This is a genomic window from Pseudomonas sp. FP1742 (assembly GCF_030687145.1).
GTDB lineage: Bacteria > Pseudomonadota > Gammaproteobacteria > Pseudomonadales > Pseudomonadaceae > Aquipseudomonas > Aquipseudomonas frederiksbergensis_D.
Map to the genome: position 1 here is coordinate 2168761 of NZ_CP117460.1, position 18461 is coordinate 2187221.

Here is an 18461-nt window from a genome sequence, read left to right on the forward strand (position 1 = left end):
CACTGCCATGAACCTGACCTGGCTGAAAGAATTCTTCGCCGGATTCCTGCGAAACCGTCACATCGCCCGGCACTTCCGTCGACTGGCGCTGCTGGAAAGCTTCACCGACACCACCGTCAGCCGCGAAGTCCCGCCGACGCTCGCGCAAACCCTGGTCGCCGCTGCCAACAGCGACACCGGCCAATTGCTGGATAACCTCGGCAGCCACCCTGACGGCCTGACTGAACCCGAGGCCGATGCCCTGCGCGAGCAACATGGCCTCAATGAAGTCGAGCACGAGCAGCCGCTGCCATGGTGGACGCACCTGTGGCACTGCTACAAAAACCCGTTCAACCTGCTGCTGACCTTGCTGGCGGTGATCTCCTGGCTGACCGAAGACATGAAAGCCGCCATCGTGATTTTCTCGATGGTGGTGCTCTCGACCTTGCTGCGTTTCTGGCAGGAAACCAAATCCAACCAGGCCGCCGACGCGCTCAAGGCGATGGTCAGCAACACCGCCACGGTGATGCGTCGGGAGGTGGTGAACAACGGTGCGCAACGCCTCGAATTGCCGATCAAACAACTGGTGCCGGGGGACCTGATCGTGCTCTCGGCCGGCGACATGATTCCCGCCGATTGCCGGGTGGCCAACGCCAAGGACCTGTTCGTCAGCCAGGCCGCGATGACCGGTGAATCGATGCCGGTGGAGAAGTTTCCCCGTCAGCAGGACAACCACACCCACAACCCGCTGGACCTCGACAACATCCTGTTCATGGGCACCAACGTGGTGTCCGGCACGGCGATGGCGCTGATTCTCACCACCGGCAACAACACCTATTTCGGCGCGCTGGCGCAGCGGGTCGGTGCCACCGATCGCGCACCGACCTCGTTCCAGACCGGGGTCAACAAAGTCAGCTGGTTGCTGATCCGCTTCATGTTCGTCATGGCGCCGCTGGTGTTGTTCATCAACGGTTTCACCAAGGGTGACTGGACCGAAGCATTGCTGTTCGCGCTGTCGATCGCCGTGGGCCTGACCCCGGAAATGCTGCCGATGATTGTCACCTCGACCCTGGCCAAGGGCGCGGTGTTCCTGTCGCGCAAAAAAGTCATCGTCAAACGCCTTGATGCGATCCAGAACTTCGGCGCCATGGACGTGCTCTGCACCGACAAGACCGGCACGCTGACCCAGGACAAAATCTTCCTCGCGCGCAACGTCGATGTCTGGGGCAACGATTCCGATGACGTGCTGGAAATGGCCTACCTCAACAGCTACTACCAGACCGGCCTGAAAAACCTGCTGGACGTGGCCGTGCTGGAGCACGTGGAAATCCACCGCGAGCTGAAAGTCGGCACGGCGTTTCGCAAGGTCGACGAGATTCCGTTCGACTTCACCCGTCGACGCATGTCGGTGGTGGTGGCCGAGCGTGATCAGCCGCACTTGCTGATCTGCAAAGGTGCGGTGGAGGAAGTGCTGGCGGTGTGCACCCGGGTGCGCCACGGCGATGCCGACGAGGCGCTGAGCGATGAATTGCTGGCGCGGATTCGCCAGGTCACCGCCACCTTCAATGCCGAAGGCCTGCGGGTGGTGGCGGTGGCGGCGCGGCCGATGATCGAGGGCCGCGACACTTACAGTCTGGCCGATGAACAGGCGCTGACGCTGATCGGTTATGTGGCTTTCCTCGATCCACCGAAGGAAAGCACCGCGCCGGCACTCAAGGCCCTGGCCGCGCACGGTGTGGCGGTGAAAGTGCTGACTGGCGACAACGAACTGGTGACCGCGAAAATCTGCCGTGAAGTCGGGCTGGAGCAGCAAGGCCTGCTGATGGGCAACGACATCGAACGCATGAGCGACGCCGAGCTGGCGGTGGCGGTGGAGACCACCAACGTCTTCGCCAAACTCACGCCGTCGCACAAGGAACGCATCGTCCGTTTGCTCAAGGGTAACGGTCATGTGGTCGGCTTCATGGGCGACGGCATCAACGATGCGCCGGCCCTGCGCACCGCCGACATCGGTATTTCTGTGGACAGCGCGGTGGACATCGCCAAGGAAGCGGCGGACATCATCCTCCTGGAAAAGAGCCTGATGGTGCTGGAGGAGGGCGTGCTGGAAGGGCGACGGACCTTCGCCAACATGCTCAAGTACATCAAAATGACCGCCAGCTCGAACTTCGGCAACGTGTTCTCGGTGCTGGTGGCCAGTGCGTTCATTCCGTTCCTGCCGATGCTGCCGATGCACCTGCTGGTGCAGAACCTGCTCTACGACATTTCGCAGATCGCCATCCCGTTCGATAACGTCGATGAAGACATGCTGAAACAGCCCCAACGCTGGCAGCCAGCGGACGTCGGACGCTTCATGCTGTTTTTCGGCCCGATCAGTTCGATCTTCGACATCAGCACCTTTGCGTTGATGTGGTACGTGTTCGATGCCAACACCCCGGACCACCAGACCCTGTTCCAGTCCGGCTGGTTCGTGGTCGGGTTGCTGACCCAGACACTGATCGTGCACATGATCCGCACGCCGAAGGTGCCGTTCCTGCAAAGCCGCGCCGCCATGCCGCTGCTGGTGATGACCGGGGTGATCATGGCCGTGGGGATTTTCCTGCCGATGGGGCCGCTGGCGCATTACTTCAAACTGCAGGCGCTGCCGTCGCTGTATTTCGTGTTCCTGCCGGTGATTCTGCTGGCGTACATGGCACTGACCCAGGCGGTGAAAGGTTTCTATATTCGGCGGTTTGGCTGGCAGTAATGCTGCCAGCTCCTCGGGCCTGATTTTTAAGAGAGGCACTTAACTTTAGGAAAAGTCCTACAGAAAGTACGACATGTCTTCCGTAGCCTTGCTTCCCCACGAATCCGCACCCCCAGGGGACCTGTTTTGCCAAATAAAGCCTTGCGCATTCTGATCGCCGACGAACAGCATTTTCACCGGATGAGAACCGAGCGGTTGTTCAACCAGCTCGGTTATTACCGAGTGGCGCCGGTGCAAAGTCTTGCCGACATGCTGAATCTGGTCGAGTACGGATGCGAGCCGTTCGACCTGGTGATCATCAATGCCTCTCTGGCGGCAGGGGCATTGGATCTGTCCGGGTTCTTGCGCGATAACCGCCAGGTTCACCACGCCTTGATCTACGACGACGACGCGCTGCCGGATTTAGCCGCCATTCGACGGCTGATGGAGCTCATCGATCCGCCTGAGTATGAAGCTGCATCGCCACTGGATCAGGCGCGGAATCGACAACGGATCGGTTGAGTCCAGGGTTACCGTTCGTCGGTACTATCATTTCTGATAGGTACATTTCTCCTGCTTTACGTGCAAAAGTCATTGCGCAGCCGCTGCGTCTATCCCGGCGGTTACCGGCGGGCAATCGTTGAGTTTTTGCAAAGGAATTGCCATGAAGAAAGCGCTGATTGTGGACGATCATCCGGTGGTACGTGCCGCAGTCACACTTGTACTGGAGCGGGAAGGCTTCAAACTCATTTTTGAGGCGTCCAGTGTTGGCGAGGCCTTATCGATACTTCGTGAGCATGCAGTCGATCTGGTGATACTGGATCTGGTTATGCCCGGTGGCGATGGGCTGGAGCTGCTGGACCGGATCAGGGCCAATGGTTGGCTATGTCTGGTACTGGTTTTCACTTCCCTGGATCCGCTGTTTTTTCAAGAGCGTTGCATGCGCGCCGGGGCCATGGCGTATGTCGCCAAGACCAATGTCCTGAGTCAATTGCAAAAAGCCGTGCACGCCGTCATGGCCGGTTACACCTTTTTCGCGCGGTTGCCTGCGGGATCGCAGGACCCCCGGCAACGCAGCGAAAAAGAGATGATCGATAAACTTTCCAACCGCGAGCTGACAATCCTGCGGTATTTGGCCCAGGGCATGAGCAACAAGGCGATCGCCGAACGTATGCACCTGAGTCACAAGACCGTCAGCACCTACAAGACCCGCTTGATCGAAAAACTGGGCGTGAACGCTGCGGTACACCTGCGCGATTTCGCCAAGCGTAATCTTCTGATCTCTGAGTGAACTCGACCGTGCGCATCTTCCAGTGGGGCTTGATGCTATGTCTTGTATCGCAGGCCCTGGTCGCGGTAGCCGACGAGCCTAAGCCATTGCGCCTGCTGGGGCGCTCCACGGTGGAGGGCTATGCCGTCCAGCTGGGTATGGATGATCGCAATTGGCTGGTCAGCAAAAGGGTGTTGCGCGTCGGAGTAACGGGGCCGGACTACCCGCCCTTCGAATTGACGCGCAATCACGATGAGCTGGAGGGCATTACCGCCGATTACGTCGAGTTGCTTGCGCAACTGCTGCACGTCAACGTCGAGGTGCTGCGCTATGGCACACGCGAGTCGGCGATGGAGGCACTCAAACGCAAAGACCTGGATCTGCTGGGAACCTCCAACAGCTTCGAGGCCGCCGATCCCGAACTGAATCGAACCAGCGCCTATGCCGAAGATCAGCCGATGCTGGTCACCAGACTGGACGAGCGCATGCCCGAGGATCTGGAGGGTAAACGCATCGCCATGGTCGCCGACTATCTGCCGGAGCAGACCGTCAAAGCCTTCTATCCCAAGGCTGATCTGCAACGTTACCCGTCGGCGCTCGATGCACTCGGAGCCGTGGCATACAGGCAGGATGATGTGTATCTCGGCGACCTTATCAGTGCCAATTACCTGATCAACAACAACTACCACAATAACGTTCAGTTGATGGGGCCATCCGGCCTTGACGCCAACCCGTTCGGTTTCGCATTGGTGCGGGACAATACGCGCCTGAAAAACATCGTCGACCAGGCACTGGCGGCGATCCCGATGGAGCAACGCTCTGCCATCGAGCAACGATGGAGTGCCGGCCGCGCCAATCGACTGGGTCTGCAGCGGGTGAGTCTGAGCGCCAGTGAACAGCACTGGCGGGATCAGCATCCGACGGTGAGGGTCGGAGTGGTCGGGGATTTTGCGCCTTTGACTTTCTATGATGCCGAAAGGCGATTCAGCGGGTTGACCGCGCAATTGTTGACGCTGATCAGCCAGCGTAGCGGTTTGAACTTTGACGTGCAGCGGGGCCAATCCCTGGACGAGCAGATCCAGCGACTCAAGGCTGGCGAGATCGACATATTGCCGGCGCTCATCCCCACGACTGAAGGTGTGGCCGGGCTGCGTTTTACCAGCCCTTACGTCACCAATCCATACACGCTGGTCAGTGCAGTCACCCCCGGCAGCCCGAGAACTCTGGATGATCTGGCCGGCAAACGCCTGGCGATTTATCACAGTCATCCCATGCGCGCATTCATTCTTGCCAGGGCACCGCAGGTGCGGATGCTGGATGTGCAAAGCCCGGCCCAAGGCCTGGAAATGGTCATGAAGGGGGAAGCCGATGCCGCGCTCAGTTCATTGTTCATGACCCGCTACCTGATTGCCCGGTATTACAGCGGGCGTCTGCGCATCAGCAGTACCGTGGGCGATGAACCGGCACGCATCGCTCTGGCGACCGGAAGTGATGCGCTGGAGCTGCACTCGATACTGAACAAGGCATTGCTGAGCATCTCGCCCCAGGAGATGGACGATCTGGTGGCCCGCTGGAGCAATGACGTGGTGGTGGATGACAGCTATTGGTTGCGTCATCGCCAAGGCATTGTTCAAGCGTTTGCCGTGGCGGGAGCCTTGCTGTTGCTCGCCTTGGGCTGGATCGCCTGGCAGCGTCGGCAGATCCGCCAGCGCCAGCAATGGTTGCGGCAATTGCAGGACGCCAAGGCTGAGGCGGAGGATGCCAATGGCGCCAAAACCACTTTTCTGGCAACCATGAGCCACGAGCTACGCACACCGTTGTACGCCCTGATCGGCATGCTCGAACTGGCCTTGAAGCGTGCGGACGAGGGCGTCACCGACCGTAGCGCCATTGAGGTGGCGTCCAGCGCCGCACAACAATTGCTGGCGCTGATCGGCGACATTCTGGATATCGCGCGGATCGAGTCAGGGCATTTATCCCTGACCCCTGAGCGCGCCAATCTGCGGGGGCTGGTGGAGTCGGTGTGTCGGGTTTTCGAAGGCCTTGCGCGGCAGAAAGAGCTGGCGTGGCGAATCTATCTGGACGAACACAGTGACTGTGATGTGTTGATCGATCCCACCCGCTTCAAACAGGTGCTGTCCAATCTGCTGAGCAATGCCATCAAGTTCACCCATGAGGGTGAAGTGAGCCTGACGCTGCGAGTGGCGGCCGTCATGTCAGGACATCTGGCGGTCAGCGTGCACATTGAAGACACCGGCATTGGCATCAGCACCGTCGACCGACGGCGGTTGTTCAGCCCGTTCATCCAGGCCGATAACGGCCGACAGTCAGCCCGAAGCGGCTCTGGCCTGGGGTTGGTGATCAGCCGCACGCTGTGCGAAATGATGGGCGGGCGGTTGCAACTCGACAGCGTCCTTGGACAAGGCACGCGAGTGGACATTGACCTTGAGCTGACCGCCTTGTCACCGTTACCTTCCAGTGGCGGGGTGGATAGCGGGTTGCAGGCGCCGACACGGCCACTGACTATTCTGGTGGTCGATGATCACCCGGCCAATCGACTGTTGCTTTCACGGCAATTGAGCCACTTGGGGCATTGTGTTCTGGAGGCCGAAGAGGGCGCACGGGCGCTTAAGCTGTGGCGCAAACATGAGTTCGATCTGGTGGTTACCGACTGCAATATGCCCAGACTCAGCGGTTATGAACTGGCGGGTGCAATACGCGATGAGGAGCGCGCCCAGGGATTGCCGCCGACGTTGATTCTGGGGTTTACCGCCAATGCACGGCCCGAGGAGAAGGCCCGCTGCCTGGAGGCGGGCATGGACGATTGCTTGTTCAAACCCATCCTGCTGGCGGATTTGCACGCTTGGCTGGCGTCCAGGTTTTTGAACCAGGCGCCAGAACCTGTCGCAGAACCCTCAACGCCGGAGATGGACTTGAGTGGCCTGGAGCAATACGTCGGTGCGGACCGCACGTTGATTGATCGCCTAGTGCGCGAACTGACGGTGACCAACCGGGTGGATCGGGATGATCTGCTCCAGGCGCACGCCAATGGCAATCACCGTGTGCTGCGCGACCTGGCGCACCGCATCAAGGGCGGTGCGCGCATGGTTCGGGCGCAGCGTTTGATCGAGGGCTGCGAGCAGCTGGAGCTCGTCATCAACGGGGGAGATCCGGAGCTGCTCAAGGAAGCCGTCGATCAATTGCAGCGCGCGATGTCATCGCTGGAAGAACACTTGAAACAAGGCTGAAACTCAATCCCACTGTGGTGCAATGCCGTTGGGGCTGGTCAGCCGCTGGCCGCGATCCAGGCCTGCGATCAGCGCCATGTCGGCGTCGCTCAGGGTCAGGGCGCAGGCTTGCAGATTGCTTTGCAGGTTGGCGCGTTTGGTGGAAGAGGGGATCACCGCGTACCCCAGTTGCATGGCCCAGGCCAGGGTAACTTGGGCCGGTGTTGCCTGCAGGCGATCGGCGATCTGCTGGATGAGCGGATCTTTCAGCACTTCGCCATAGGCCAGGGTCATGTAAGAGGTGATCTGGATGCCCTGGCTTTGCGCAAATTCGACGACCTTGCGGTTTTGCAGGTACGGGTGCAGCTCGATCTGGTTGGTGGCGATGTTCTCGGCGCCGACCGCAGCGATGGCTTGCTTCATCAGGTCGACCGTGAAGTTGGACACGCCGATCCGACGGGTCAGGCCCAGTCGTTTGGCCTCGAGCAGCGCCCCCATGAACTCTTCGACCGGCACCTGATCTTCCGGCGATGGCCAGTGGATCAGCGTCAGGTCCAGATAGTCGGTTTGCAGCTTATCCAGGCTCTCTTTGAGGCTGTCGATCAACCGGTCTTTGGCAAAATTGGCGACCCAGATTTTGCTGGTGATGAACAGCTCTTCACGGGCAATGCCGCTGGCAGCGATAGCCTGGCCAACCTCGGCTTCGTTTTCGTAGATTTGCGCGGTGTCGATGACCCGGTAACCCAGTTCAAGACCGGTGCTTACCGAATCGATGACCACTTGGCCTTGCAGGCGAAACGTACCAAGACCGAATGCGGGAATAGACATCAATGACTCCAGGGGTTGCAGTGGGAATGGGCGGGAGTATCCCCGGCTGCACCCTTGAGAAAAACCGCTGGTTTGGCAAAGCACTGTTTACCGCAAGTCATGAATGGGCTGTTGGAAGATCAAAAAATCTTCCTCCATCGTTCTCCAGATAGAACGATGAGGCTGATTTTTGCAGTCTAGTGCACCAAAGGTCACGGTTTTAAGCTTTATCCATCGCGTCACACAACAGATTCAGAGGCAAAGATGAAAAACATCATCGGTATCTACACCAGTCCACGACCTCATTGGGTCGGCGACGGTTTTCCGGTTCGCACGCTGTTTTCCTACGACAACCTGGGCAAACACATCAGCCCGTTCCTGCTGCTGGATCACGCAGGTCCCGCCGAATTCACTCCGACCACCGAGCGTCGTGGCGTGGGTCAGCATCCGCACCGCGGGTTCGAGACCGTGACGATCGTCTACAAGGGCGAACTGGAGCACCGTGACTCCACCGGCAGCGGCGGCAAGATCGGCCCCGGCGATGTGCAATGGATGACCGCGGCCTCGGGGATCATTCATGAGGAGTTTCACTCCGAAGGTTTCGCCAAAACCGGCGGCACCCTGGAAATGGTGCAGCTGTGGGTCAACTTGCCGGCCAGGGACAAGATGGCCGAGCCCGGTTACCAGACGATTCTCGACGGCGACATTGCGCGTATCCCGCTGAAAGACAATGCCGGCAGCCTGCGCTTGATCTCCGGTGAGTTCGACGGCCACAAAGGCCCGGCGCGGACCTTCACGCCGATCGACGTGTGGGATGTGCGCTTGAACGCCGGCAAGTTGCTGACCCTGGATCTGCATGAAGGACGCAACACCGCACTGGTGGTGCTGCGCGGTACGGTTCAGGTCAATGGTCAGGAACTGGTGCGTGACGGGCAGTTGGCATTGTTCGAACGCAACGGTGATCAGCTCAGCCTCGAAGCCGACAACGATGCAGTCGTGCTGCTGCTCAGTGGCGAGCCGATCGACGAGCCCATCGTCGGCCACGGCCCGTTTGTAATGAACACCGAGCAGGAAATCCATCAGGCCTTCAGCGACTTCCAGTCGGGCCGGTTCGGCCGGATGAGCGGTTGAATTCAACGCAGTAGTGGGTTGCTCTGCAACCTGGTACTCCCACATTGGTTTTGTGGTGTTTTGCAGATCGCAGGCTTCGCCAGCTCCTACAATCTGTGAGATCTTCACGCCATTGGCCTTTGTTGGAGTTGCTTGATGCTGTCACTGCTCACCAATCACCCGTTGCTTAGCGCGCTGATCCTGATCCTGATCGATCTGGTGTTGTGGCGTTTGATCACGGCCAGTAGCAGCAACTGGAAACTGGCCGCGCGAGTGGTGATTTTCGCGTTGTTCAGCGTGCTGCTGTTCAACGAAGGCTTGAACCCCATGGCGCCGGCGCCATGGGCCGACAACGTGCCGTTGCACCTGGCGGCAACCGGTTTGCAGATCGGCTGGTGGCTATACGCGGCGCGCACCCTGACGGTATTGCTCGGCGCGGTGATGATGCAACGGGTCGGGCACACCGGGCGCTTGTTGCAGGACTTGCTCGGCGCGGTGATTTTCCTGATCGCGGTCATTGCTGCCCTGGCGTACGTGCTCGAATTGCCGGTCAAGGGCGTGCTGGCGACATCCGGCGCGTTGGCGATCGTCGTCGGCCTGGCCTTGCAAAGTACCCTCAGCGACGTGTTTTCCGGGATCGTCCTGAACACCACCAAACCCTATCAACTGGGTGACTGGATCTCCATCGATGGCACCGAAGGTCGGGTCACCGACATCGATTGGCGCGCCACACGCCTGCAAACCTCCCAAGGCAGCATGGCGGTAATCCCCAACTCCCTGGCGGCCAAGGCCAAGATCATCAATTTCAGCCGGCCCAGCGACATTTTCGGCGTCTCGATCAGTTTGCAAGTGAGCCCCCATGCGCGTCCGCAAACGGTGATCGATGCCCTGGAGCGGGCCATGCAGGGGTGCCGCTTTCTGTTGGACCAACCGGCACCGTGCGTGGCGTTGAAAAGCTCCGGCAGCACCGGCGTGGAATATGAAATCAGCGGCTTCGTGGTCTCCATGGATCAGAAGCGCATGGTGCGCAATCTGCTGTTCGACCTGGCGTTCCGGCACTTGCAGGCGTCCGGCGTCATCCTGTTGTCGAACGTCGAGCCCAACGCTCCTGCGGCCTTGTCACGGCAACGGGCGTTGCTGGACAGCTCGAGCATCTTCTCGACCCTGCGTCAGGAAGAGAAAGAAACCTTCAGCCAGAACATGAAACTGCAAACCTTCCGCGCCGGAGAAATGATCCTGCCGGCGGGGGAGGTCAGCGATCATTTGTTCATTATCGAATCCGGCGTCGTGTCGGTGGAGCTGAGCCGCGGCGGGGTCAAGATCGAAAGCGGGCGCATGGGGCCGGGAGAGGTGATCGGCGAGGGCGGGATTTTGTCCGATATGGCGATGCCGGCGGACTTTAAAGCCAAGACGACCTGCAGCTTGTACCGGATCGAAAAGGAATACCTCCAACCATGCCTGGATGCGCGGCATGACATTGGCGAAGCGATGAAGGCGTTACTGGATTTCCGCTTGAACAAGGCGCAGGCGCTGATTCAGGAAACACCCAAGGTGGTGCAGAAGAAAGGGTTTTTGCAGTGGTTGCGCAAGCGTAGCGGCTGATGTGTTGGTTGCCTGTTCCGGCCTCTTCGCGAGCAAGCCCGCTCCCACATTAGATCTTCAGAAACACAAGTTCTGTGTTCGGCAAAGATCATATGTGGGAGCGGGCTTGCTCGCGAAGGCGGCACCATCACTGAAATTCTTCTGGTCTATTGGCATCCTCAACTTCCCAATAATTGGCTATTTGTTCAACCTCGGGGCCGCATTAACGTAGCGCCAACACCCACTGTGATTGGAGCTCGCCATGCAAACCCGTATCGATTTCTACACCGCTTCCCCGGACGCCCTCAAAGCCATGATGGCCCTGGAAACCGCTGTCTCGAAACTGCCGCTGGAAAAGTCGCTGATCGAACTGGTCAAGCTGCGCGCCTCGCAGATCAACGGCTGCGCCTTCTGCATCGACATGCACACTGCCGATGCCATCAAGGACGGGGAAACGCCACGCCGGTTGTTCGCCGTGACAGCCTGGCGCGAGGCGCCGTTCTTCACCAATCGTGAGCGCGCCGCGCTGGCCTGGACCGAGTCCTTGACCCAACTGAGCTTGACCCACGCGCCGGACGAAGACTATGCGCAGCTCAGCGCCGAGTTCAGCCCCAAGGAAATGATCGACCTGACCGTGGCGATTTCCACCATCAACAGCTGGAACCGCCTGGCCGTGGGTTTCCGCAAGATGCCTCAGGAGTAACAAGCTGGCTCAATGAGCATCGGCACTCGGCGCGGCCGGTGGTTGTACCTTGCGCATCAAGGGCACCATCGCCGTGGCGAGAATGAAGCAGACCATGATCATCAGGAACGCGTCGCCGTAGGTTTGCGTCTGCGCTTCGCGGTACGTCAGCAGCCACAGCTGACGCAGGCTGGCGGTGACGCCGATGTCACCGCTCTGGCCGAGGGCGGCGAAGTTATGGCCGACCTGGGACAGCCACTGATTCAACGCCTCGTTGGTGCTGTTGAGATTCTCCGCCAACCGGGTGAAGTGCAGGTTGGTGCGGTCATTGAGAATCGTCGCGCAGGCGGCGATGCCCATCGCACCGCCAAGGTTGCGCATCAGGTTGAACAACCCCGAAGCATGTTTAAGCCGCGCTGGCGCCAGTCCCCCCAGGGTCAGGGTCACCGCTGGCGGCACCGCCAGTTGCTGCGCGATCCCGCGCAAGGCTTGCGGCAGCATCAATTCCCTGGCGCCCCAGTCATGGGTGATCGGGCTGAAATCCCACATCGACAGAGCGAACAGCCCCAGGCCGGTCATCATGATCCAGCGCAGGTCGATGCGATTGGCCAGAAAGGCGTACAGCGGAATCGCCATAATCTGGAATACCCCGGTGGAAAACACCGCCAGGCCAATGTCCAGTGCGCTGTAGCCACGCACCCGGCCGAGAAACAGCGGCGTCAGGTAAATCGTCGCGAACAGGCCGATCCCGGTGACGAACGAAAAAAAGCAGCCGAGGGCGAAGTTGCGGTCCTTCAAGGCGCGCAGATCGACGATCGGGTTGGCCACATGCAAGGTTCGACCGATGAAGGCCAGTCCGGCCAGGCCGCTGACCCACGCGGTGGTCAGAATCGTGCTGTCGCTGAACCAGTTCCAGCGCGGGCCTTCTTCGAGGGTGTACTCCAGGCAGCCGAGAAACACCGCCAGGAACAGCATGCTCAGGTAGTCGGCGCCTTTGAGCAACGACAGTTCCGGTTGGTCGATTTTCACCAGCATTGGCACCGCCACCGCGACGAAAATCCCCGGCACCAAGTTGATGTAGAACAGCCAGTGCCAGGACGAAATGTCAGTGATCCAGCCACCGATGACCGGCCCCAGCGTCGGTGCCAGCGAGGCCACGGCGCCGATGGTCGCGGCGGCGATCACCCGTTGCTTGCCGGTGAAGAAAAAGAACGCGGTGGTGAACACCAACGGGATCATCGAGCCACCGAGAAACCCTTGCAGGGCGCGGAAGGCGATCATGCTCTGGATGTTCCAGGCCACGCCGCAGAGCAGGCTGGCCAGGGTGAAGCCAATCGCCGAGGCGCAGAACAGCCAACGGGTCGAGAACACCCGGGACAACCAGCCCGACAGCGGAATCACGATGATTTCGGCGATCAGGTAACTGGTCTGCACCCAGGCGGTTTCGTCGGTGCCGGCCGAGAGCCCGCCGCCGATGTCACGCAGCGACGCCGAGACGATCTGGATATCCAGCAGCGCAATGAACATGCCGATGCACATCGTGGCGAAGGCGAACACCTTGGTCGCCGTCGCCATGTTGGCGGCGTTGAACGGTTGCGCGGGGGCGGCGAGGGCGCGGCTCATGGCGCGCTGGCCACGGTTGGGGTTTGTGCTTCAGGCTCGGCGCGGGTGTCCACTTCGGCCGTCACCGACAGGCCTGGACGCAGATGACCGAGTACGCCATCCGCCGGGTCGAGCAGGATCCGCACCGGCACCCGCTGGACGATTTTGGTGAAGTTACCGGTGGCGTTTTCCGGTGGCAGCACGCTGAACTGCGAACCGCTGGCCGGCGCCAGGCTGTCCAGATGCCCGTGGAATTCACGCCCCTTGAGCACGTCGGCATGCACGATCACACGTTGGCCCGGCGTCATCCGCGCTAGCTGATCCTCCTTGAAATTGGCATCGACCCACAGCCCGCTGGCCGGCACCACCGATAACAACTGCGAACCGGCCTGGGCGTAAGCGCCGACCCGCGCCCGACGATTGCCGATCACGCCATCGACGGGGGCTTTCAACTCGGTGTAGCCGACGTTCAACTGCGCCAGATCACGCTCGGCCCGCGCCTGTACCAATGCGGCACGGGCTTGTTGTTTCTGGGTTTCGATCACGTTCAACTGGCGTTGCGCGGCCAGCAGTTCGGCCTGGGCCCGGGCACTCTGCGCCTGGGCCGTCTTGAAGGTGGCGTCGGCCCGTTGCGCGCTTTCCACCGAGACGGCATTGCTGCCCACCAGGCGTTTGTAGCGGGCGTTATCGTCCCGCGAGCGCGCGGTTTCGGCGCCCGCGGCATCGATACCGGCGCGGGCCTGGCCGATCACCGCGTGTTGCAGTTGTTCGGTGGCGTCGAGGTTGGCGAGCAACGCTTCTTCAGCGGCCACCGCGCCTTCGGCCTTGGCCAGGTTGGCGCGATAGTCACGGGCGTCGAGCCGGATCAGCACATCGCCGGCCTTGACCCTCTGGTTGTCGGTCACCAGCACTTCTTCGATATAGCCGGCAACCTTCGGGCCGATCACCGTGACGTCGCCACCAATGTAGGCATCGTCGGTTTCTTCGATGAAGCGTCCGGCAGTCCACCAATGGTTCGCGTACAGCCCGATAAACATCAGGGCAGCGATGGTTGCCGTCAGCAGCACCAGCCGTCTCAGCAGGGGAGGCTTGGGTGGGGTCGCTGCGACGGCAAGGTCGGGTTCGAGGCTGGGCATGCTGGTCATGGAGAAATACCTATGGGAAACGAGGCTTTATTATGCGTGTAATATGACGCAGGTAATATTTTGTGACAATGGGTTTTTGTTACCGGTCGTCTGGTGCTCCTCCCAAGTGGAATCCATTGCTTCCAGTTAATAGGAAGCATTACTATTCGCACCTTATCCCTACAGCACGCCGCAATGACCCCCAAACTGCCCCGCAGACCCGGCTTTTTCGAGCATTACGAAGAGTTGATCGGCACCTGGACCCGTCGCCTGCGAAATCGTCAGCAGGCCGAGGACCTGGCCCATGACACCTTCGTGCGGGTGCTCGAGTCCGATTCGGCGGCGGTGCAGCAACCTCGGGCGTATTTGCACCAGACTGCGCGCAACATTGCGGTGGACGGTTATCGGCGTGAGGATCGGCGGGGCGCCATGGAGTCGGAGGCGATCGATCACAGTGTGTCGTCGTCCGGCGACCCGGAGCATTTCATGCACGCGATCCAGTTGGCCGATTCCATCGAACGGGCGCTCACCGAGTTGCCGCTCAACTGCCGCAAAGTGTTCGTCTGGCAGAAGATCGAAGGCCTGACCCAGGCCGAAATCGCCGAGCGACTGGGGCTGTCCAGGAACATGGTGGAAAAGTATATGATCCGCACCCTGCGGCATCTGCGTGATCGTCTGGACGGGTCACAGCCATGATGTTGCGTCGTCCCGAACAGATCGCCGGCTTCTCATCCCCAGCCAAGCAGGACTTTCCATGATGGATACTCGTGATTGTGCGTGCGGGCAAACAACGGTTCGCGACGACGCGGCGCGGTGGTTTGTGCGTTTGCAGGAACCTGCCGTCAGCGCCGAAGAGCAGCGCCGCTTCGAGATCTGGCTGGACGAACATCCTCAGCATCGCAACGAATATCAGATACTGCAGAACCTGTGGGCGGCGGCCGATCGATTGCCGGCCAAGCGCCTGCACGCCTTGTGTGAAACCCCGGTGGCACTCCGTAAACGTCGTCCGCTGGTGCGTTACGCGGTAGCCGCCAGCGTGTTGGCGGTGGCGCTCGGCCTGGGGCTGTTCAGCGGCTTGAACCCTCCGGCGACCTACACGGCTGAATATTCCACGGCCCTTGGCGAGCGTCGTCATGTGGCGTTGCCGGACGGTTCGGTGATCGACCTGAACAGCCGCAGCCGGGTGCAGGTGCGCTATGAAAAGGATCGTCGCGGCATCGAGTTGACGCAAGGCGAGGCGATGTTCAGCGTCGAGCACGACAGCAGTCGACCGTTCGTGGTCGAGGCGGGCAGCGGCAAGGTCACGGTCACCGGCACCCGGTTCGATGTGCGCCGCGACAGCGCCGAAACCAGGGTCGCGGTGGAGCAGGGCACGGTCAGGGTTCAAGGGGGCGGCGATGATTTCGTCAGCCTCACCGCCGGCTTCGGCACTCGCATCAATGCCCAGGGCAAGGTGGCCGCCGCCTATGCGGTCAACCCGGCGGAACTGACCGCATGGCGCAGCGGCAAACTGGTGTTCAACAACGCCAGCCTCAGCGATGTGGCCGAGGAAGTGTCGCGCTATCGGGAGAAACCGCTGACGGTCGGCAGCGCCAACGTGGGCAACCTGCGCCTGACCAGCGTGTTCAAATCCGACAACACCGACGCGCTGCTCAAGGCCTTGCCGAGCATTCTGCCGGTGGCCATCCGCACCCTCGATGACGGCAGCCAGGAAATAGTTGCCCGATAGATTCAGGTTTTTTTCGAGTTCTTCGTCTTCTTGTCCAACTGCAACTGGTTTGCATTAACAGACGCACACTCTTGCGATCCACAGGACAACGTTCGACGTGAAGAAAACCACCGCTAAAAATAACAAATCATCCTGGCTGCCCCTCGCGCTCGCCCTGGCGGTCAGCTCGGCGCTGCCTCAGGCATTCGCCGCCGACGCCATTCATATTCAGGCGCAGCCATTGGGCCAGGCCTTGAGTCAGTTGGGCCAGCAAACCTCGCTGCAGGTTTTTTTCAGCCCGGAACTGGTGGCCGGCAAACAGGCCCCGGCAGTGGACGGTAACCTCTCGCCGGAACAGGCTTTGCGCCAATTGCTGCAAGGCAGCGGTCTGCAATACCAGATCGATGAAGGTTCGGTCACGCTGACGCCGGCACCGACTTCCGCCTCAAATGGCCCGCTGGAACTGGGTGTGACCGACATCAAGGTAGTTGGTGACTGGCTCGGTGACGCCGATGCCGCCGTGGTGCAAAACCATCCTGGCGCGCGCACGGTGATTCGCCGTGAAGCGATGGTCGAGCAGGGCGCCATGAACGTCGGCGACGTATTGCGGCGTGTACCCGGCGTGCAAGTGCAGGACGCCAACGGCACCGGCGGCAGCGACATTTCCCTGAACGTCGGCGTGCGCGGCCTGACCTCGCGCCTGTCGCCACGCTCCACCGTGCTGATCGACGGCGTGCCGGCTGCCTTCGCCCCTTACGGCCAGCCACAGCTGTCGATGGCGCCGATTTCCTCCGGCAACCTCGACAGCATCGATGTGGTGCGCGGTGCCGGTTCGGTGCGTTATGGGCCGCAGAACGTCGGTGGCGTGATCAACTTCGTCACCCGCGCGATTCCGGAGAAAGCCACCGGTGAAATCGGCACCACCCTGGAAACCACCCAGCGCGGTGGCTGGAAACACATCGACACCGCGTTTCTCGGCGGCACTGCTGATAACGGCATGGGCGTGGCGCTGTTGTATTCCGGGGTGAACGGCAACGGTTATCGCAAAAGCAACAACGGCAATGACATCGACGACGTGATCCTCAAGACTCACTGGGCGCCCACTGATCAGGACGATTTCAGCCTCAACTTCCATTACTACGATGCCAGCGCCGACATGCCCGGCGGCCTGACGCAGAAGCAGTACGACGCCGATCCGTTCCAGTCCGACCGCGACCATGACAACTTCAGCGGCCGCCGCAAGGACGTGTCGTTCAAGTGGGCGCGGCAGATCGACGACCGTACCCAGGCCGAAGTGCTGACCTACTATTCCGACAGCTTCCGTGGCAGCACCATCGCCGCGCGCGACCAGAAAACCCTCAGCTCTTATCCACGCACGTACTACACCTTCGGTATCGAACCGCGGGTGTCCCATGTGTTCGACCTGGGCCCGACCACGCAGGAAGCCAGCGTCGGTTATCGCTACCTCAAAGAAGGCATGCACGAAGAGTCGAGCCGTCTGGCACTGGTGAACAATCAGCCGGTGGTCAGCAAAACTTCCGATGGTCATGTGTTCCAGGACCGCACCGGGGGCACCGAAGCCCACGCCGTTTACCTCGATGACAAGATCGACGTCGGCAACTGGACCGTGACCCCCGGCATCCGTTTTGAAAGCATCAGCACCGAATGGCACGACAGACCGGTGCTCGACACCGCCGGCAAACCTGTACAGGAAAAACGCCGCAGCATCGACAGCAACGAGCCGCTGCCGGCCCTGAGCGTGATGTATCACCTGTCCGAGGCCTGGAAACTGTTCGCCAACTACGAAACCTCGTTCGGCAGCCTGCAATATTTCCAGCTCGGCCAGGGTGGTTCGGGTGACAACACCGCCAATGGCTTGAGCCCGGAAAAGGCCAAGACCTACGAGCTCGGTACGCGCTACAACGATGACGTGTGGGGCGGGGAAGTGACGCTGTTCTACATCGACTTCGATGACGAACTGCAATACATCAGCAACGACGTGGGCTGGACCAACCTTGGCGCCACCAAGCACCAGGGCCTTGAAGCGTCGGTGCATTACGACCTGTCGGCGCTCAACCCGATGCTTGACGGCCTGACCGCCAACGCCGGTTTCACCTACACCCGCGCCACCTACGAAGGCGAGATCCCGGGCTTCAAGGGCCGTGATCTGCCGTTCTACTCGCGTCAGGTGGCCACCGCCGGGCTGCGTTACGACATCAACCGCTGGACCTACAACCTCGATGCCTTTGCCCAGTCCAAACAGCGTTCGCCGGGGACCGGTGTGAATGCCGATGGCAGCTTCAGCGGCAACTACATCACCGAAGGTTCCGCAGACGGTCAGTACGGCGATATTCCGGGTTACGTGACCTGGAACGTGCGCGGCGGTTATGACTTCGGTTCGCAGCTGTCGAACCTGAAAGTTGGCGCCGGGGTGAAAAACATTTTCGACAAGCAGTATTTCACCCGTTCCAGCGACAACAACTCGGGGATGTACGTCGGCGCGCCACGCACGTTCTTTGTGCAGGCCAGCGTTGGGTTCTGATCGACCGAGTTAACTTTATCGCGGGCAAGCCCGCTCCCACATGGATCTTCAGTGAACACAGATTTTGTGTACGCCAACGATCCTGTGGGAGCGGGCTTGCCCGC

The 18461-nt window shown here is 60.5% G+C and carries 13 protein-coding genes; 10 read left to right on the plus strand and 3 right to left on the minus strand.

What is annotated here, in order from left to right; translation table 11 throughout:
• Nucleotides 1-7: 7 nt before the first annotated feature.
• From mgtA to PSH64_RS09635, 4 genes are all read left to right on the plus strand, one after another.
• The gene (gene mgtA, locus PSH64_RS09620) at nucleotides 8-2725 is read left to right on the plus strand and encodes a magnesium-translocating P-type ATPase (RefSeq protein WP_305480534.1); all 2718 of its coding nucleotides are present in this window, start codon (nucleotides 8-10) and stop codon (nucleotides 2723-2725) included.
• Nucleotides 2726-2851: 126 nt separating this feature from the next.
• Nucleotides 2852-3226, plus strand: a complete 375-nt coding sequence (locus PSH64_RS09625; RefSeq protein WP_305480535.1) for a response regulator — start codon at nucleotides 2852-2854, stop codon at nucleotides 3224-3226.
• 142 nt (nucleotides 3227-3368) lie between these two features.
• Nucleotides 3369-3995 carry a response regulator transcription factor gene (locus PSH64_RS09630; protein ID WP_305480536.1) on the plus strand — a complete coding sequence of 209 codons (627 nt, stop codon included), beginning with the start codon at nucleotides 3369-3371 and terminating at the stop codon, nucleotides 3993-3995.
• A gap of 32 nt (nucleotides 3996-4027) precedes the next feature.
• On the plus strand, nucleotides 4028-7222 hold the full coding sequence (locus PSH64_RS09635) for a transporter substrate-binding domain-containing protein (RefSeq protein ID WP_305481129.1): 3195 nt from the start codon (nucleotides 4028-4030) through the stop codon (nucleotides 7220-7222).
• 3 nt (nucleotides 7223-7225) lie between these two features.
• Here PSH64_RS09635 and dkgB read toward each other — a convergent pair whose 3' ends face one another.
• Nucleotides 7226-8029, minus strand: a complete 804-nt coding sequence (gene dkgB / locus PSH64_RS09640; protein WP_305480537.1) for a 2,5-didehydrogluconate reductase DkgB — start codon at nucleotides 8027-8029, stop codon at nucleotides 7226-7228.
• A 243-nt stretch (nucleotides 8030-8272) separates the two neighbouring features.
• On the opposite strand from dkgB, the gene PSH64_RS09645 reads away from it, so the two are divergent.
• The 3 genes from PSH64_RS09645 to PSH64_RS09655 all read left to right on the plus strand — a co-directional run bounded on the left by PSH64_RS09645 (nucleotide 8273) and on the right by PSH64_RS09655 (nucleotide 11402).
• Entirely contained in the window at nucleotides 8273-9139 is an 867-nt protein-coding gene (locus PSH64_RS09645) for a pirin family protein (protein WP_105344242.1), read from the plus strand.
• Between the two features lie 135 nt (nucleotides 9140-9274).
• Entirely contained in the window at nucleotides 9275-10720 is a 1446-nt protein-coding gene (locus PSH64_RS09650; RefSeq protein ID WP_305480538.1) for a mechanosensitive ion channel domain-containing protein, read from the plus strand.
• Nucleotides 10721-10961: 241 nt separating this feature from the next.
• Entirely contained in the window at nucleotides 10962-11402 is a 441-nt protein-coding gene (locus PSH64_RS09655) for a carboxymuconolactone decarboxylase family protein (protein ID WP_305480539.1), read from the plus strand.
• Between the two features lie 9 nt (nucleotides 11403-11411).
• Here PSH64_RS09655 and PSH64_RS09660 read toward each other — a convergent pair whose 3' ends face one another.
• Both PSH64_RS09660 and PSH64_RS09665 read right to left on the minus strand, forming a co-directional pair.
• Nucleotides 11412-13004, minus strand: a complete 1593-nt coding sequence (locus PSH64_RS09660) for a DHA2 family efflux MFS transporter permease subunit (protein WP_305480540.1) — start codon at nucleotides 13002-13004, stop codon at nucleotides 11412-11414.
• Nucleotides 13001-14128: an HlyD family secretion protein gene (locus PSH64_RS09665; RefSeq protein ID WP_305480541.1), complete on the minus strand. Its 1128-nt coding sequence runs from the start codon at nucleotides 14126-14128 to the stop codon at nucleotides 13001-13003. Before PSH64_RS09665 ends, PSH64_RS09660 begins: the two co-directional genes overlap by 4 nt.
• Before the next feature lie 174 nt (nucleotides 14129-14302).
• On the opposite strand from PSH64_RS09665, the gene PSH64_RS09670 reads away from it, so the two are divergent.
• The 3 genes from PSH64_RS09670 (at nucleotide 14303) to PSH64_RS09680 (ending at nucleotide 18357) form a co-directional block, all read left to right on the plus strand.
• Complete coding sequence (locus PSH64_RS09670) at nucleotides 14303-14803, plus strand: sigma-70 family RNA polymerase sigma factor (protein ID WP_019579957.1); 501 nt, start codon at nucleotides 14303-14305, stop codon at nucleotides 14801-14803.
• 58 nt (nucleotides 14804-14861) lie between these two features.
• Nucleotides 14862-15836, plus strand: coding sequence for a FecR family protein (locus PSH64_RS09675; RefSeq protein WP_305480542.1), 975 nt, complete (start codon nucleotides 14862-14864; stop codon nucleotides 15834-15836).
• A 97-nt stretch (nucleotides 15837-15933) separates the two neighbouring features.
• On the plus strand, nucleotides 15934-18357 hold the full coding sequence (locus tag PSH64_RS09680; protein ID WP_305480543.1) for a TonB-dependent receptor: 2424 nt from the start codon (nucleotides 15934-15936) through the stop codon (nucleotides 18355-18357).
• The last annotated feature ends 104 nt before the right edge of the window (nucleotides 18358-18461 follow it).

Bases quoted from the DNA above. Each gene is read 5' to 3' on its own strand.
- mgtA (WP_305480534.1), top strand. From the start codon at position 8: ATGAACCTGACCTGGCTGAAAGAATTCTTCGCCGGATTCCTGCGAAAC.
- PSH64_RS09630 (WP_305480536.1), top strand. From the start codon at position 3,369: ATGAAGAAAGCGCTGATTGTGGACGATCATCCGGTGGTACGTGCCGCA.
- PSH64_RS09635 (WP_305481129.1), top strand. From the start codon at position 4,028: ATGCTATGTCTTGTATCGCAGGCCCTGGTCGCGGTAGCCGACGAGCCT.
- dkgB (WP_305480537.1), bottom strand. From the start codon at position 8,029: ATGTCTATTCCCGCATTCGGTCTTGGTACGTTTCGCCTGCAAGGCCAA.
- PSH64_RS09645 (WP_105344242.1), top strand. From the start codon at position 8,273: ATGAAAAACATCATCGGTATCTACACCAGTCCACGACCTCATTGGGTC.
- PSH64_RS09650 (WP_305480538.1), top strand. From the start codon at position 9,275: ATGCTGTCACTGCTCACCAATCACCCGTTGCTTAGCGCGCTGATCCTG.
- PSH64_RS09655 (WP_305480539.1), top strand. From the start codon at position 10,962: ATGCAAACCCGTATCGATTTCTACACCGCTTCCCCGGACGCCCTCAAA.
- PSH64_RS09660 (WP_305480540.1), bottom strand. From the start codon at position 13,004: ATGAGCCGCGCCCTCGCCGCCCCCGCGCAACCGTTCAACGCCGCCAAC.
- PSH64_RS09665 (WP_305480541.1), bottom strand. From the start codon at position 14,128: ATGACCAGCATGCCCAGCCTCGAACCCGACCTTGCCGTCGCAGCGACC.
- PSH64_RS09670 (WP_019579957.1), top strand. From the start codon at position 14,303: ATGACCCCCAAACTGCCCCGCAGACCCGGCTTTTTCGAGCATTACGAA.
- PSH64_RS09675 (WP_305480542.1), top strand. From the start codon at position 14,862: ATGATGGATACTCGTGATTGTGCGTGCGGGCAAACAACGGTTCGCGAC.